This window comes from Amorphus sp. MBR-141, assembly GCF_053628695.1.
This window is the reverse complement of record NZ_JBRJGW010000027.1, coordinates 19,064-33,614: the sequence shown is the minus strand read 5'-3', so window position 1 is coordinate 33,614 and position 14,551 is coordinate 19,064. Positions and strand designations below refer to the sequence as shown.

The following is a 14,551-nucleotide window of genomic DNA, read 5'->3' as shown; positions in this document are numbered from 1 at the left end:
CCTTCTCACCGACCATTCTGAGCGCGATTCGGGCGTACCTTCGGGAGAGCTGTGCCATTTGCGGTGAGAGCAGGCCTGCTAGCCACAATGCATCGACCGGATGTTTCCGAATAGAAATCTTATTATATTCAAGATATATTTAAATCGTGCTATCGTTACTGCACGATAAGCAATAAAGCACGAAAACAAGAAGGGGATCAGTCAATGACCCGAAGACTTGGCCTGGTGTCACAGAAGGGTGGGGTGGGCAAGAGCACGCTCGCCCGCCTGATGGCCCGAGAGTTTGCAGAGTGCGGCTGGCGGGTCGCGATTGCTGACCTGGATACCGCACAGATCACAAGCACCGAATGGGCGTCACGGCGGACCGAAGCCGGGCGACTGCCAGCGATCTCCGTCGCACCCGCCCGTACTGCCAGGGAGGTGCTGTCGAAGAATGACGAGACGGATCTGCTGATCTTCGATGCCCCACCCCATTCCATGCAGGGGACCAAGGCGATTGCCCAGGCGTCGGACCTGGTTGTGCTGCCGACGGGATTGTCTCTCGACGATCTTCGCCCGACAGTCCTGCTTGCCCACGAGCTGGTTGGTTCCGGCATACCCGTTGAGCGGATCGCCATTGCGCTCTGCCGGGTCGGTGATCGGCCCCGGGAGATCGAAGAAGCTCGAGACTACGTTGCCGATGCTGGTTATCTGGTGCTGTCGGGGTCGCTGCCGGAGCGCACCGCCTATCGTCGCGTCGCCGACCAGGGTGGTGCGCTGACGGAGGTTCTGTTTCCGACCTTGCGGGAACGGGCCGAAGAGCTTGCCGCGGCGATCGCGGCCCGGCTCATGGCCGTCACGACGAGCGAGATGGAGGTCGCATGACGATGGCGCTCGATCTCCCTCCGCCGAATACGCGGACGTCTGTGACTGCAGCTGACGGGGCCGCCAGGGCTGGTCTCCCCGGCAAGGGTCGGCCGCCGGGGCGTGAAGCCGTCCGCGAGACGCTCCGTCGCCCGGATCCGTCCGAGACCGTCGCCCTGAACTTCAAGGTGCCGGCTGGCTTCAAGCGCGACTTCAAACAGGCCGCCCTCGACTACGGCGTCACCCAGTCCGCCCTTTTGCAGGAGCTTCTGGCCGAGTTCCGCGCCCGGCGCGGTTGAGGGGGCTCGGCTAATGCAGGAGCTTGTCCGCACCCAGATCGGCGGTGTCGCGCTCGATCCGGATCTTGCGCAGCGTCTCGAGGCCTTGGTGCCCGGGCGGATGCAAGACATTCTCGCGCGCTCGCTTGTCGAGGAGCAGCGGGAGCGCAACGCAAATGCGGCCCGCCAGGCGGCGATGACCCCGGTCGCCCGTCGAATCGATCGGACCCGCGAGACGATCGCAGCCCGTCCCCTGGCCGATGCCGACCGCCACCACATCCACAGCGTGATTGCGCTTTGTGGCCTGCCCTATCGGCGCCCGAAGGACGACCACCAGGACGTTGTGCGCGAGTACGGCCGCAGCTCGCTCGTCGTCCAGCCGGGCTACCTGAAGGATCCCTATACCGGCGCCATGGTGCGTCAGGGTGTTCCCTACGGCCCCAAGGCCCGGCTGCTGATGCTCCACATCTGCACCATGGCGGTGCGCCAGAACACGCCGACGATCGATCTCGGCGATTCCATGAGCGCCTTCATCCGGGACCTTGGCTTTGCCGTGACCGGCGGGCGCCGCGGCACGATCACCCAGTTCAAGGAGCAGCTCAACCGGATCGCCGCCTCGCGGATCCAGCTTGGCCTGTGGAGTGGAACCGAAGCGCGCACCCTCAACAGCCAGCCGATCAGCTCCTTCGACCTCTGGCTTCCACGGTCGCCGGACCAGCGCATGCTGTGGAACTCGACGCTCACCCTCGACGACGGCTTCTTCCAGTCGCTGAAGTCCCATGCGCTGCCCGTCGATATCCGCGCGCTCAGGGCCTTCGCTCATTCGGCGCGTCAGATCGACATCATCCTGTGGCTCTCCTACAGGCTCCCCACCGTCAAGCGTCCCTATCGGCTTGCCTGGCGGCCGCTGGCCGATCAGTTCGGCAGGGACGTCAAAACCTTCCGGCGGTTCAAGCAGGACTTTGCCGAGGACATCGCCCAGATCCGGGCCGCCTTCCCGAGGCTGCGCATTCGCCTGGACGAGCGGGGCCTCCTCATGACGCCCAGCCGCACCGACCAGCTCTTCGTGCCGCCGAAGGGGAAGTAGCCGGTCAGGCTGGCTTGCTGAATGAGACGGCGACGGCAGGGAGCGGTGTCAGGAGACGGGCTTTCGTTCAAGCACGAAAGCAAGAGGTCGTGCTGGCACGACAGCCAGACAGCACGACAGCACGTTTTGATATCCGAGACGTACGGAACGCACCACCGCACGCCGCGATGGTTGCCTCATCCGGCAAGTCACACGAGCAGGTGGCAGGCGGGGGGGCACAAGGGCGCGGAGGTCGGTCTGGCTGACGCTGACCATGAATATGTAGTCGAGCGCGGCTTTCGACGGCGGCCCAGGGAGCTGCTTTGGCGGATCGTGGCCCCAAGGCCGCGCTCTCGTCGCGCCGGCATTCCTCACGCAGACTACGGTACGCTGGCGCCAAATCGCGGGCCCGGAAACCTGCAGGCTTCGGGAGCGCCAACGCAGACTTCGGTACGCCCTCACGCAGACCACGGTACGATATTGGCCCGGTTCACGCAGACCAAGGTACGCGGTCGCGCAGACAAAGGTACGGTCATCACGCAGAGTAGGGTACGCCGAAGAGGCAAAACTCGTTGATGGGCGCGGTATGCGGCAGGCCGCATATAGTTAGAACAGATATCTTCTACCTATAAAGAAGCAGATAAACTCTCATATGTGCCAGATATTTGATTTTCGTCTTTGAAATGAAAAAGGGCCCGCTTTGCAGCGGGCCCCGTAAATTGGGTCAGGCGGCGCGAGATCCCTCAGCAAGCCAGGCCTGAAAACCGTCAACGTGGATGTAGATGCGTCCTCCGACACGAACAATGGCGCCGGACTGATCAAGGCCGTTGGCGTCGCGGTGGAAGAGCCACCACCGCATCTTGCCTTCAGTCAGCCAAGGCGCCTCAGCGACAATCTGTTTGACTGTCCGCAGCTTCGTGTGGTCGACGCGACCATCTCCCTCGTTCATCGGTCCCTCGTAAGGTTGGGAAAGAGAAGAAGAAAGAAAGGGCCGCGAGGCCAGCGACGACAGAACGCGTCGCTACCCTATCATATAGTCGAGCCGGCCCTGAAATTCAAGGTTGCGCTAGACATTGCCCGGACTGCCACCCCTACGATGGTCCGTCTGACGCAGAAATCCACTTCATATTCCGTTGGCCGGGAGCTGAACGCGACTCAATCAGCTCCTGTGGGGTTGCCGAGTCGCACTGGATCCGCCCAGCCGGTGGCCCGAAACTGTCGAGCGCAGTGGCCCGGTGTTGTCCCGATGTGTGCCAAAACTGTGCCAAAAACGCTGAAAGCCCCGTTCACGATGAACGGGACCTTCAGAGAAAGTCAATAAAATCAGTAACTTGGTTGGTTGCGGGGGTAGGATTTGAACCTACGACCTTCAGGTTATGAGCCTGACGAGCTACCGGGCTGCTCCACCCCGCGTCACCAGTGACGGTCATGTAGCAAACGCACCTCCCGGGTGAAAGGGGCAGGCGACATTTTTTTGTCATCTCCACCGGTTTCGGGCATGGGCACCCGTTCTCTCATCGCCGCCGGACCGTCGCGCTTGCTTTCATTTGCGTGGGGGGCAGCCCGCGGGCGCCAGCAGTAGACTTGAAACCGGTCCGCATTCGGGAAGACCGAATGGCGCAGGCTGCTCAAGCGCCCCGCCGTCGTTGCCCCCTGTGGTCGGAAAGCCGGATCGTTCACCGGAGTGCGCGATGGGGTTCGTCGTTGGTACGGGTGGTCGGACTCGAACCGACACTCTGTCGCCAGAACCGGATTTTGAGCCGGCCTGAAGCGTCTATGCTAAACCTCGCCGAACGCAAGTAAGAATGCGAAAACCTACTACGATCAAAGACTTATCTTGCATCGTGGGGCTTTCAATCTTCTCCATGGCTTTCGGCAATGACCGGGAGCCGTCCGCCTGAGTGCCCCTATTCGGCTCCTAGAATTCTGAGGTTTGGAGACGATAGATGGCCAAAATCAAGCTCACCAAGACCGCGGTAGATGCCGCAACCCCGAAGGACCGCGATTACGAACTCCGCGATACGCTCGTACCGGGATTCATGCTGAAAGTCACGCCCGCGGGGCGGAAGACCTTCATGCTCCAATATCAGACCAACTCCGGTGTTCGCCGGAAGCCTGCCATCGGACGCTTCGGCGAACTGACCGTCGAGCAGGCGAGAAAGATCGCCCAGGATTGGTTGGCCGATGTCCGTCAGGGCAATGACCCGAGCGCCGAGAAGTCGGCGGCGCGCGCGGCCCCGACCATGAAGCAGCTCTGCGACAAGTTCATTGAGGACTATTCCAAGCTGCACAACAAGCCGAGCACGGTTGAGGGCAACGAACTCAACATCAAGAACCACATCGTTCCCCGGCTTGGCCGGATGAAGGTTCATGAGGTAACGCGGGCCGACATCTCCGGCCTGATGACCGCGATGTCGGATCGACCGGTCATCGCGAACCGGACCCTCGCTTGCCTCCGCAAGATGTTCAATCTCTCCGAGATCTGGGGCTATCGCCCCGACGGGTCCAACCCCTGCCGCCATGTCCAGAAATATGCCGAGAAGGGATCGACGCGGTTCATTACCGACGACGAGCTGCGCAAGCTGTTCACCTACCTCGATGCAGCGGACCGGGAAGGACTTGAGCATCCCTTCCTGACGCTGGCGATCCGCCTGCAATTCGAGTTCGCCGCCCGCATGTCGGAGGTGCTGTCCCTTGAATGGGACTGGATCGATTTCGAGCAGCGCCGCGTCACCTGGCCGGACAGCAAGACCGGCGGCATCACGAAGCCGCTCAGCGATGAAGCCTATCGTCTCCTGACCGAAGCGCCGCGCTTCGAGGATTCGCCGTTCGTCTGCCCTTCCATCTTTGATCCCTCCAAGCCGATGACGGAGAACACCTATCATCATGGTTGGCGGCGGGTGCTGGTGCGCGCCGGGGTCCCCCACGTCGGCACCCACGGTATCCGGCATCGCGCCGCCACGGACATCGCCAATTCCGGCGTGCCGTTGAAGGTCGGCATGGCGCTGACGGCCCATAAGACTGTCGCCATGTTCATGCGCTACATCCACAACGAGGATGACCCGGTTCGGTCCGCAGCCGACGTGGTCGCTGCCCGTCGCCGATCGGTCGTGACGCCAAACGCACCCATAGTCGACGTGCAAGATCCGGAGATGATTGAAGCGACGCCGACCGTCGCCCCCGAGCCGGTTAGGGAAACCAGCCCGTCCGGCCCGCCGTCCGGTCTCGAAGATGGGAAGTACAAATCCCGCACCAAGGTCGGAAACTACCGACCTTTCCGTCACCGGAAGGGCGACAACCGCACCGTTCCACCAGGAACGCGGCGCGAGGCCGTCAGCGCGGAGGCCGCAGAATGAAAGCCTCCAAATCCCAACCTACACGCCGGGCATGGTCCGATAAGATAGCCGAGCCCGCCATCGCGCTCGGCTCCAAATGGCTGCGCACGCGCCAAGCGGCGCTTTACCTCAACCTGTCCTATCGCACGCTGGCGAAGCTTCGCTCCTCCGACGGTGGCCCAACCTACCGCAAGGTCGGCGGGACAGTGCTCTTTCGGATGGATGAACACGACGCGTGGGTCGATTCCCATAGCTTCACCTCGACCTCAGAGGAAATCCAAGTGGGCAAGGAGAGCCGCAATGCGTAGCAGTAATTCACAAAGCCGCTGGCCTTCGGCCGATCTTCTCAAGCGCGCCGTCTTCGTGAAGGAAGCCGGCCCCGTCCGCTTTGTCGATACCGAAGCTGCCGCCCGGTATCTCGCCCTGGAAGCCCATACGCTGGAGTGTTACCGCTCGCTCGGCGGTGGCCCGATCTTCCATAAGTTCGGTCGTTACGTTCGCTATGCGGTCGACGATCTGGATGCGTGGGCGGCCTCTTGCCGGCGCGTGACGACGGCAGTGGCGGTCGAGGCCACCATGCCCCCAGTTGAGCAAACATAGCCCAAAGGCTTCACCGCTCGCACGTTTCTTCGTCGGCTGCGCTACCGTCGATCGTTACAGCGACTCACCGGCGTCCTTTAGCCCAAGGCTCACTGTGTTTCATGCCGACCATGGCATCGAAAGCTGCCAATTTTGCTTCATCCTGGGTGGCGTAGGGCAGCTTCGAAGTCCTCTGATAACCGCTGGGCCGGTGCTCTACGCGGCCGCCCCAGATGGCCCCCTTGGAATAGATGACGACATTGAAGCCGTCATTCGTGTTCAGAAACTCGTTCCCGGCCGCGGAGGTGCGCCATGCCCTCTGTAACCAGCGCGCGCGACGGCTGCGATCATTCTTGTAGGCGGCTTCGCGCTTGCGAGCCCCAACGAGATCTTCCTCCATGTGGCCGGCGCAGACGCAGCCGACGCGCAGGACCTCGTCATAAGCGGGATGCTCCATGACATGGACGAAGCGGACTTGCCGCGTCTCGCACATCTCACAGAGGTGATCTTGCTCGTCGCGTTCCTCGATGTCGACGCAGCACCAGCCTTTGTGCGGGACACCCGGCTGATTCCATTTTCCGGTTCCGGCTGTTTCGTCCGAACCCGAGCCGACCATGTCAGCGCGCCCGAAACGTCAGGTCGCGCACCGGGATGTACGCGCGGTTCGTTTCCGCAGCGCAGCGCGCCTTTTCTTCGAGAACCTCGATGAGCGACACCCGACGGGACAACACCTCGTACAGGTCGAGCCCGTCGACACAGATGAGGTTCGTCTGCCGGCCGCGGCTGAATGCTTCCAGTCCCTCCTGCGTAAAGCCTGAATTGCTGACGAAAAGGCCCCGCGCCCATGCAGCCTTGCCAGCAACCTTGCCGGAAAACGCCATGAGATCAGCAAAGCCGATCTGCGGCCCATGCCATTTGGCTTCGACCAGATATGTTTCCGTGTGAAGCCGAAAGCTCCCGTCGATCTGCTCGCCCACTATGCGAAAGGAGCCGCGCGGCGCGAGGTCGAACGCCGCGAAAACGTCCGTAAGGAACCCCTCAAACCGCAACCCGCGTTCCTGCGGACCCAATCCGCTCACCTCCATCAGCCGAGCAACGAGTGCCTGCGCCGATGCCTCTGACAAGATAACCCTGGAAGATGCGGGAGCCGCCTTCGCTGGGTCCCCAAAGCTCTTCAGGAAGGCTGGATCGAGCAAATCCGGAATCTTGAACGAAACACCCGGAAGGGCCGCGTTCAACCGATCGATCTCGTCGCGGGTCAGAGGATTGCCCTTGCCGCGCCGCCACGTCATCGACTGGTGGACGATCGCGATGATCAATGCCGTGAATCGGTTTCGGCGGCGATCAAGGGTCAACTTCAGAAGCTCGACGATCGCCGGCCGTTTGCTCCCGCCGGTCCAGAACTCCCCGACGCCGGCTTGAGTGGCGGCGAGCGGAAAGGCTGTCTTGCTGTTGCCGCTACCGGGCAAAAACTCGTAGAGTAGATCGGCAATATTCTCTACAGCCTGCGCCTCCGCCAGCGACAGCATCGCTCAGTCCTTCGACGAAACGAGAGTGAGCGATGGCCGTGACCGGCCTCCTTCGCTTCGGCGCGCAATGCCAGCGAGACTTGTCAACGCCAGGCCGAACACCAGTTCGTCGATATCGGTTGGATGGACCCGCAGCGCCTCGGCGATCTCCTCCTTGCTAACCCCCTCCGCCCGCAGCGCCGAGAACACCTTCTGCAGCACCTGGGAGACTTCGCGCGGCCCCCCGTCAGGCTCCCTCTTGCGATATCCACGCGACGAGATCTCGATGTAGAGCTTTCGATAGTGCCATTCTGAAAGGAGATCGAGCTTGTGGAGACGATAGGTCATCGCGGCGAGTGAGACCCCCCACACCTTCTTCAATCGCATCAAATTGTCGATGGTCGCGAACCGCGGCGCGTGCGCCCGCACGCTCGCCGGCGGCATCAGCAAGGCCGAGGCGAAGGCGTTTGCATCCTGCTCCGCCTCCTGACCGCTGGGAGCGGCATGCCGGTGTAGAACCAGGTGCCCCAACTCGTGCGCGGCGTCGAACCGTCCATGTTCGGCGGATTTGAGCGTGTTGAGAAAGACGAAGGGACGGTCGCGTCGCCACATCGAAAAGGCGTCGACCTCGACCGCGTCTATGGCGAGCGAATAGACGCGCACGCCCTTCGACTCCAGCAAATGCACCATGTTCTTGATCGCGAGCTCGCCCAGTCCCCAAGCCTGACGCACGGCAGCCGCTGCGCTCTCGGGACTAGCATCCCGACCGAGATCGGGAAGATCGGAGGGCGGCAGGTCAAATCGTGCCTCGATCCATTCGTTGAGCAGCATGGCGACGGCGCCGCTACCGAGGGCTGTATCCCTCTGGCGTGCCGTCATCTTAGACAAGGACCGGAAGCTGGCCGTGTCGATCGCCGGCTCCTCGATATCGTCGCCGAAGAAGAACTCCTGCGGAAACTTCAGGGTACGCGCGATGACCGTCAGACGATCAGGCTCCGGGTTGAACTCACCGGTTTCGTAAGCCGACACCGAGCGTAACTCGACGCCTATGCTCGCCGCCAATCGCGTCTTGGTAAGTCCGCGCCGGCGGCGCGCCCAGGTCAGGCGAGTCGGGTTAAATACGTCAACGGCACTCATGCTTTCCGCTTCACATCGATATCGAGATCCGGACCCACCGGCGCCACGATTTCGATCTCGGAACCGTCCAGCGGAATGGACGGCAACATGATCCGCTCCTGCCAGCGCGTGATGCGACCGTCGGGTGAAATCTGGGACGGCAACGACAGCTCACAACGGACTTCGGTCCCGGCGCGGTGAAGCAGCAGGAACCAGGTCAACGGCCCCTCATCACCACGCACATGCGGCATATCCGGCACCGGCAAATCCAATTCGAGCTGCACCTGATTGACTGAGATCGCATCAGCCGTGCTGGTCCCTTTCGGTGCCTTATTGCTTACGTTCGCGGTCGGAAGCCCAGTCCCTGCGTCGCCCGTCGCGACATTGATCGCCATCGACCCGCCCGGATGGACGACTAGAGCATAGTTCTTCTCATCTGAGCGGATCCAACCGATCGGCAGCAGCCCTTCGCGCAAGGCCGCCACCGCCTCCATCCAGGCCGCGATGCCGATGCCGAAAGGCGGGTGATTGGCGGTGAAACTGATCCAGGACAAATACCAACGCCGTGCCGCATGCAGCAGAGGCTCCTCGGTCAGACCCATGGAGCCCAACCGGGCGCTCACGTCGTCAGGCTCAGAATAAACGGACAAAATCGCGGACATCGAATCCCCCAAGAGAACAGGTTCCGCTTTTTCTGCCTCAAATGAGGGGAAAAAACAAGAACCTTGTCTGCGATCACCTCGATAAGCGCCGCTGGAGGGGGTATTGCCTGACCCAGGGTCCCAGGCGATTGACACTCATTGGAACGGCGCGGCTTGTAGAAGATCGGAATTTTGCACAACCACGGTACACCAGCGTTGCGCGCGCGTGAGCGCGTTGTAGAGCAGCCGCCGTTTATGCTCGGCGTCGCCGCCAATCTGATAGGGCCATAGGATGAAGACGCCCTCGAACTCGCGGTTTTTTGCCTGTTGCACCGTCATGGCCGTGAAATCGTAGCTGTCCGTTCCGTAGCGCTGCCGTCGAACAGCCACCTGTCGTGCTATAACCGCCTCGATTTCTGTACGGCTTAACTCCGTCCGACCCCTAGCCCGCGCTTGATGCCGTACCCAAGCGCAGGTTTCGCGGACAGCCCCCGACCGTGGCAGGGCTTCAAGGGCTGTCAACGCCTCAGCCGTACATACAACGCCATTGAGTTGAAGCCCATCGGTCAAGGCAGCCGTCTCATCCTGCTCCGAGCGTTCCCAACGAATCGCGTAGGGTCCATTTCGCTGCTTCCCACAGGAATTTTCGCAAACGCGACGCACAACGCTCTGCGCGAAGCCGCCTTGAAGCGACGGAGTGATCACCGCGACCCGCCCGCCCTGACGCCACCGGATCGCGCTGGCCAGCATCGCGGCGGCCACCGGCACGCCCTGCGCCGCCAAAATCCGGAACCTGTTTCCCGCAACCGGCGCCTCACCCGCGCGAATCGCCGCGGCTGCGGTCAGCAGAGCCGGCACGTTGGTGCGCCGAACCTGATTTAGAATCTCGGGTTCACAAACGCCACGCATCCACCCGATCAGCGGGTTCGGGCGCAATGCAGCGTCAAGACACTGGAATTCGTCCGCGGCGATCAGCGTGCGCGCCGATTGCGCCAGCGCGGACAGCATTCTGAGCCGCTGCGGCTTCAGGTCCTGAGCTTCATCCACGAGCACGATTGGAAAGCTCGTCGTAACCCACCCGCGCACTTCCGGCCGTTCGAGCAACATGCCTGCGGCGTCGCATTGCGCATCATACTGGTCCTCCTGCGGGGGCTGGATACCAAGCGTGGCAGCGAGGCCGCGCCAACGACGCAGGAGCCGCCATGCGAAGCTGTCGACGGTGACGCATTCAAAGCGCCGCTTCAGCCCAGGAACGGCCCCTAGCTTGTCGTTCAAGCGTCGCCTTGCGCCATGCATGAAGGACAGCGCCAAGACGCGCTGGCCCTCCTGAAGCGGCACCGCCGCAAGCGCTTCACCCAAAGCTTCCATCAATCGAAAGGTCTTGCCGCAGCCGGCGGGGCCCTCCACCGCAAAGAGCGTCATGGCTGGAAGACCCGGATGCGGGGATCTTCGCCAGCAGCGGCCGTGAACCGCCCGCTGTCGCCTCCGAGCAGGACGTCAGTCATGGCATTCAACAGCTCCCGAGCCCGTCGGCAGCAAGCCTCCGTCGAGCCAATGACGTCAGCGACGACCTCGTACGCTATCTGGTCTTGCTTCAGCCCATGCGCCGTACGGTCCTCGGACTTCAGTCGTGCAACGAGGGCCGCAATCGTCGCAGGAGGAGGCGCTATCGATTGCGCCAGCGCAGCGATTGCCGCCGCGCCATCCTCCCCCAGGATCCAACCTATGACGTCTTCAACTGTCCAGCCATCCGGCCACCGAAGAATTGCCGCCGGCCTCGCCGCAGCAGCAGCAAGAGCCTGGGCATAACCAATGCCCGTCCCATCGCCATCGACCAGAGCGGAAATGCGCGGGTGTAGGGGAATCAGAGCCGCCACCGTCGCTCCGACGGCTGCATCATGAGTAGGGACCACGCCGACATAGGAGCCAAAGCGACTTTCGTCCGCCGCCGCCCATTCCTGTCGGAGATCCACCGCACGCACGAGCAGCTTCAGCCAATCATGGTCCGTCCGTCCCTCCGGCACGAGCATTGCGTCGTGCATGACGGCGGCGATCGTGTCCACGCGGTTAAGCTGAAAGAGCTTTCGTACGCCGTTCGGCGTTGCGGCGGGCAGCGCAGCGGCGAGCAGCGGTGTGGACGATAACGCGCCACCCTCGTTGCGCAGCACCACTACCGCTTGCGGATCGGAGATGGCCGCTACCATCGGCGAATGCGTGGAGACGAAGGTCTGGGTCGATAGTGCCTGAATGCGATGCACGAGCCGTCGCTGCAGCGGCGGCGGAACGTGCAGCTCCGGTTCCTCCAGCGCCATCCAAAAGCCGTCGCCCGCATCTGCACGCTGTCGTCCGAATTGCAAAAGAAGAAGGAGGTGTTGCAGCGAGATGAGGCCACTGCCGTGGCGTCTTGCGGGCAAGCCCAATGCCGCATCCGCCTGCGCATAATGCGGAACGACGGCTTCAAGCAGGCCATCGCTATCTGTAGCCGTCACCCGAAGATGAAGCCGCGGCTGAGTGCGGAAGAACCCGGCCAGCTCAGTATTGAGCCGCGCGACGATCGGTTCCAGTCGAGGATCGGCTTCAAGGGGCTGTACGGGCGCGCGAAGGCGATCGCGCTCGCCAAGCACCGACTCCGCCGGCTGGCCCCCGCCCGAAGCGACCACGCGCCGAAACAGCTCCGAGCCGAAGGAAACCACTCGATCCCACGTGCGGCTGGCCGGAACCAGGAAAAACCCAACCTCGCGGATCAATCGGGCCGGTACGGCAGTCCACAGTTCGTCCACGAACACGTCTGCGACTGCGTCGTCATCGTGAAAGTACCGAATTGTTTCGACCTCCAGCGAGGGACGGTCGAAGCGAGCACAGAACCCTATTTGGCATGCAAGGCGCCAAGCTGGGTCGTCGCGTGTGGCTGAAACGGCGCCTGTCGCCGGGTTCCACCATTTGATGACGCCACGGTCGTCTCTGAACCAATCGGCATGGTCGGCAGGCTCGTCACCATCGAACCCTGTGACTGTTGCCACGAGGCGGATCCGGTCGGCTGGCTGGGGATCGCCCCCCGAAGAAATCGTGCTCCGTCAGGGCGCGGACCATACGGTCTCGGCCGAAGAGCAGCGCCAACGCCTCAATGACCGTGGTCTTGCCGCAATTGTTGGGGCCAACGAATACCGTGTGCGAGCCGAACCGGATGTGGCCGTTCCGAATCCCTCGAAAATTCTCAATGCGCAGGTCGGCAATCTGCATGATTTTCGTCCCCCGGTTCGCCGCCTTACGAGATTGGCGGTGGATTTATTGGTTCCTTATTCAGCGTCTCCGGTCGACGATGCCGAAGGCAGCCACGGTCCGCCTGGCGACCACACGCGTTCCTCTTCCAATGCGAAACCTAGAGGCATCAGGAAAGCACGGAGGGCAGCGATGACGACAGCGAAGGTGTCCGGCGCGGCCGCCATACGCTCACGTCCCAGGAAAGTTCGCCATTGGACGGCCCACGCCGTGGCGAATTCGTCGCTCAGCCCTACTGGTGTATCAGTCGGCAACGTGGTTTCGCGCCGTTCAAATGTGCGTCGCACGGCGTCGACAAGAACCGGCTGACGAAATTCGAACGTCTGCGCGATCAGCCAAAGGTCATAGAAATCCTTGAGGCGGCTGTTGGCCATGCCGAGCGTGACCAAGGCCTCGAATTTCTCGGCCACTACCGTTTCGACGGGATAGGCTCGAAGATGCGGCGCCGGGGCGTCCAGCAGAACGGGATAGTCGATCTCGACCGGCGCTGGCGTTACTGCGTCGCCAAAGCCCACATCGACCTGGATCGGAACGCGCGCGCCCGCAATCGTCGCCGTCGTGCGGACACGCACGCCACCATATTCCACCTCCTCGCGGATCGGCGCCGCCTGCAACCCGACGACGTCGAAGGTCACTCCGTCATCGGTAACTGGTTCGCGGCAGATGGCGCGGAAAGTGTCGGCGATCGTCTCGACATCATTGTCGCCGTGGCCAAGCAGATCCAGGTCGCGGGTCGGCCGGAATGGATCAGTTACCCACGTCACGAAGAGCATCGCGCCCTTCAGGATGAAACGGTCACGATGACGCGATACACTCAGCCGATATAGCAGGCGCTCAAGTGCATACCGCGTCAGCAGAATTTGAAAGTCCGACCGCTCGGCGCGCGCACGATCGAGGAGTCGCGCCCGGACCGAGGCGCCGATGTTGCGGGGCTCACGCGGCATCGGACACCATCGCTTCGACGTAGGGGCGCATCACCGACCAGACCCGTGCTTTTCGTGCATGACGCCAGAGTTCATCGGGTGTGCAGCGGCGACGGCGAAGGCCTTCGCGCAGCCCCTCCATCGCCACGTCGAGCCCGACTTTCGCGCGATAACGGAAGCAGTCGACGATCGTCCTTGCGGGCTCGGTGATGGGGACTTCGACGCCCTCAATGCGATGCCGCACAACCCCCTCCGTCAGCGCCAGCCCTGCAAAGCGCACGAACCGGATGCGCGGATAGTCGATCTTTGGTCGCCAAGCGGTGCGATCGATGGCCATCCATATGGCGGACGGCATCTGCAGCGTCAGTTCGTGGAACTGAAGCGCCGAGGTCAGACAAACAATGCCTTTGGGAACCAGGACGGCAGCCTCGGCCAGCGCATGGGCGGCCTCGACTTGCGTGTCGGAAAGCTGGTAAAGGCCCCGTGCCGGGCGCACGACCACCCCCTCCCGCACGAGACGGGCCAGCGTTTCCGGCCCGATTCCTTCGGCGACGAAATCCTTCAGCCTGAGCATTCCCCGGGCTTTCAGAAGATCGAGCGCGCGGATTCGCTGGGCGCTTGTGGACGGCATGATCGGTGATAGTTCCTCTGCTCTTCCAAAGACTAGCAGAGGTTTTATCACAATACACCCCTCCTGGAAACCTGAAACAAATCGACTCCTGGAGGCCGCCCATGGGGGGGGGGAAAGCCTTCCCCTGCCTGCAACCCGCCCAAGGCGGTTTTCCGGCACCCCTTCGAGCGGGGGAACCCCGCAACGCCCCTGCTCGACCCAAGGAAGTCGGCCCTATCAGTTTCGGGCGCCCCCGCAACGAGACGGAAGCGCTGCGTTGGAGCCCATTGCCGCCAAATCGGTCCCAGTTTGCGACCGACTGGTCCCTGAAAAGAGTGAGAGTGCGGACCGGGTTTGCCGTGACGGGTTGAAG

The 14,551-nt window shown here is 62.5% G+C and carries 16 protein-coding genes and 1 tRNA gene; 6 read left to right on the top strand and 11 right to left on the bottom strand.

Features of this window, described 5'->3' with window-relative positions:
• The first annotated feature begins 204 nt into the window (after nt 1-204).
• From ACSSVZ_RS24600 to ACSSVZ_RS24590, 3 genes are read left to right on the top strand one after another with little or no spacing between them, the layout of a single operon-like run.
• Complete coding sequence (locus ACSSVZ_RS24600) at nt 205-864, top strand: nucleotide-binding protein (RefSeq protein ID WP_453973423.1); 660 nt, start codon at nt 205-207, stop codon at nt 862-864.
• A complete protein-coding gene (locus tag ACSSVZ_RS24595; RefSeq protein WP_453973422.1) occupies nt 861-1,142 on the top strand; it encodes a hypothetical protein in 282 nt (93 codons plus the stop codon). Before ACSSVZ_RS24600 ends, ACSSVZ_RS24595 begins: the two co-directional genes overlap by 4 nt.
• Nucleotides 1,143-1,155: 13 nt before the next feature.
• Nucleotides 1,156-2,208 carry a replication protein RepA gene (locus tag ACSSVZ_RS24590; protein WP_453973420.1) on the top strand — a complete coding sequence of 351 codons (1,053 nt, stop codon included), beginning with the start codon at nt 1,156-1,158 and terminating at the stop codon, nt 2,206-2,208.
• Between the two features lie 703 nt (nt 2,209-2,911).
• On the opposite strand, the gene ACSSVZ_RS24585 is transcribed toward ACSSVZ_RS24590, so the two are convergent.
• Entirely contained in the window at nt 2,912-3,136 is a 225-nt protein-coding gene (locus tag ACSSVZ_RS24585) for a hypothetical protein (protein ID WP_453973419.1), read from the bottom strand.
• A 387-nt stretch (nt 3,137-3,523) separates the two neighbouring features.
• Nucleotides 3,524-3,600, bottom strand: a tRNA-Met gene (locus ACSSVZ_RS24580).
• A gap of 533 nt (nt 3,601-4,133) precedes the next feature.
• Here ACSSVZ_RS24580 and ACSSVZ_RS24575 point away from each other — a divergent pair.
• The 3 genes from ACSSVZ_RS24575 to ACSSVZ_RS24565 are packed head-to-tail and all read left to right on the top strand — an operon-like array spanning nt 4,134 to nt 6,122.
• On the top strand, nt 4,134-5,543 hold the full coding sequence (locus tag ACSSVZ_RS24575; RefSeq protein WP_394031097.1) for a tyrosine-type recombinase/integrase: 1,410 nt from the start codon (nt 4,134-4,136) through the stop codon (nt 5,541-5,543).
• Nucleotides 5,540-5,830, top strand: a complete 291-nt coding sequence (locus ACSSVZ_RS24570) for a helix-turn-helix transcriptional regulator (RefSeq protein WP_394031095.1) — start codon at nt 5,540-5,542, stop codon at nt 5,828-5,830. Before ACSSVZ_RS24575 ends, ACSSVZ_RS24570 begins: the two co-directional genes overlap by 4 nt.
• Complete coding sequence (locus ACSSVZ_RS24565; protein ID WP_394031093.1) at nt 5,823-6,122, top strand: helix-turn-helix domain-containing protein; 300 nt, start codon at nt 5,823-5,825, stop codon at nt 6,120-6,122. The genes ACSSVZ_RS24570 and ACSSVZ_RS24565 overlap by 8 nt, the downstream gene beginning before the upstream one ends.
• Before the next feature lie 64 nt (nt 6,123-6,186).
• Here the strand turns inward: ACSSVZ_RS24565 and ACSSVZ_RS24560 are convergent, their stop codons facing one another.
• The 9 genes from ACSSVZ_RS24560 to ACSSVZ_RS24520 form a co-directional block, all read right to left on the bottom strand.
• The gene (locus tag ACSSVZ_RS24560) at nt 6,187-6,717 is read right to left on the bottom strand and encodes a hypothetical protein (RefSeq protein ID WP_394031091.1); all 531 of its coding nucleotides are present in this window, start codon (nt 6,715-6,717) and stop codon (nt 6,187-6,189) included.
• A gap of 1 nt (nt 6,718) precedes the next feature.
• Nucleotides 6,719-7,630: a restriction endonuclease gene (locus ACSSVZ_RS24555; protein ID WP_394031089.1), complete on the bottom strand. Its 912-nt coding sequence runs from the start codon at nt 7,628-7,630 to the stop codon at nt 6,719-6,721.
• A 3-nt stretch (nt 7,631-7,633) separates the two neighbouring features.
• Complete coding sequence (locus ACSSVZ_RS24550) at nt 7,634-8,746, bottom strand: helix-turn-helix domain-containing protein (RefSeq protein ID WP_394031087.1); 1,113 nt, start codon at nt 8,744-8,746, stop codon at nt 7,634-7,636.
• The gene (locus ACSSVZ_RS24545) at nt 8,743-9,327 is read right to left on the bottom strand and encodes a hypothetical protein (RefSeq protein WP_394086910.1); all 585 of its coding nucleotides are present in this window, start codon (nt 9,325-9,327) and stop codon (nt 8,743-8,745) included. Before ACSSVZ_RS24545 ends, ACSSVZ_RS24550 begins: the two co-directional genes overlap by 4 nt.
• 195 nt (nt 9,328-9,522) lie before the next feature.
• A complete protein-coding gene (locus ACSSVZ_RS24540; protein ID WP_394031084.1) occupies nt 9,523-10,788 on the bottom strand; it encodes an ATP-binding domain-containing protein in 1,266 nt (421 codons plus the stop codon).
• Nucleotides 10,785-12,386, bottom strand: coding sequence for an ATP-dependent nuclease (locus ACSSVZ_RS24535; protein WP_394031082.1), 1,602 nt, complete (start codon nt 12,384-12,386; stop codon nt 10,785-10,787). The genes ACSSVZ_RS24540 and ACSSVZ_RS24535 overlap by 4 nt, the downstream gene beginning before the upstream one ends.
• Nucleotides 12,358-12,606, bottom strand: a complete 249-nt coding sequence (locus ACSSVZ_RS24530) for an ATP-dependent nuclease (RefSeq protein ID WP_394031080.1) — start codon at nt 12,604-12,606, stop codon at nt 12,358-12,360. The genes ACSSVZ_RS24535 and ACSSVZ_RS24530 overlap by 29 nt, the downstream gene beginning before the upstream one ends.
• A gap of 56 nt (nt 12,607-12,662) precedes the next feature.
• Nucleotides 12,663-13,589, bottom strand: a complete 927-nt coding sequence (locus ACSSVZ_RS24525) for a nucleotidyl transferase AbiEii/AbiGii toxin family protein (RefSeq protein ID WP_394031078.1) — start codon at nt 13,587-13,589, stop codon at nt 12,663-12,665.
• Nucleotides 13,579-14,199, bottom strand: a complete 621-nt coding sequence (locus ACSSVZ_RS24520) for a type IV toxin-antitoxin system AbiEi family antitoxin domain-containing protein (RefSeq protein WP_394031076.1) — start codon at nt 14,197-14,199, stop codon at nt 13,579-13,581. The genes ACSSVZ_RS24525 and ACSSVZ_RS24520 overlap by 11 nt, the downstream gene beginning before the upstream one ends.
• Nucleotides 14,200-14,551: the final 352 nt, after the last annotated feature.

Coding starts and splice junctions, on each gene's coding strand:
- ACSSVZ_RS24550 (WP_394031087.1), bottom strand. CDS start 8,746: ATGAGTGCCGTTGACGTATTTAACCCGACTCGCCTGACCTGGGCGCGC.
- ACSSVZ_RS24595 (WP_453973422.1), top strand. CDS start 861: ATGACGATGGCGCTCGATCTCCCTCCGCCGAATACGCGGACGTCTGTG.
- ACSSVZ_RS24530 (WP_394031080.1), bottom strand. CDS start 12,606: ATGCAGATTGCCGACCTGCGCATTGAGAATTTTCGAGGGATTCGGAAC.
- ACSSVZ_RS24555 (WP_394031089.1), bottom strand. CDS start 7,630: ATGCTGTCGCTGGCGGAGGCGCAGGCTGTAGAGAATATTGCCGATCTA.
- ACSSVZ_RS24575 (WP_394031097.1), top strand. CDS start 4,134: ATGGCCAAAATCAAGCTCACCAAGACCGCGGTAGATGCCGCAACCCCG.
- ACSSVZ_RS24525 (WP_394031078.1), bottom strand. CDS start 13,589: ATGCCGCGTGAGCCCCGCAACATCGGCGCCTCGGTCCGGGCGCGACTC.
- ACSSVZ_RS24565 (WP_394031093.1), top strand. CDS start 5,823: ATGCGTAGCAGTAATTCACAAAGCCGCTGGCCTTCGGCCGATCTTCTC.
- ACSSVZ_RS24590 (WP_453973420.1), top strand. CDS start 1,156: ATGCAGGAGCTTGTCCGCACCCAGATCGGCGGTGTCGCGCTCGATCCG.
- ACSSVZ_RS24600 (WP_453973423.1), top strand. CDS start 205: ATGACCCGAAGACTTGGCCTGGTGTCACAGAAGGGTGGGGTGGGCAAG.
- ACSSVZ_RS24570 (WP_394031095.1), top strand. CDS start 5,540: ATGAAAGCCTCCAAATCCCAACCTACACGCCGGGCATGGTCCGATAAG.
- ACSSVZ_RS24585 (WP_453973419.1), bottom strand. CDS start 3,136: ATGAACGAGGGAGATGGTCGCGTCGACCACACGAAGCTGCGGACAGTC.
- ACSSVZ_RS24540 (WP_394031084.1), bottom strand. CDS start 10,788: ATGACGCTCTTTGCGGTGGAGGGCCCCGCCGGCTGCGGCAAGACCTTT.
- ACSSVZ_RS24545 (WP_394086910.1), bottom strand. CDS start 9,327: ATGGGTCTGACCGAGGAGCCTCTGCTGCATGCGGCACGGCGTTGGTAT.
- ACSSVZ_RS24520 (WP_394031076.1), bottom strand. CDS start 14,199: ATGCCGTCCACAAGCGCCCAGCGAATCCGCGCGCTCGATCTTCTGAAA.
- ACSSVZ_RS24560 (WP_394031091.1), bottom strand. CDS start 6,717: ATGGTCGGCTCGGGTTCGGACGAAACAGCCGGAACCGGAAAATGGAAT.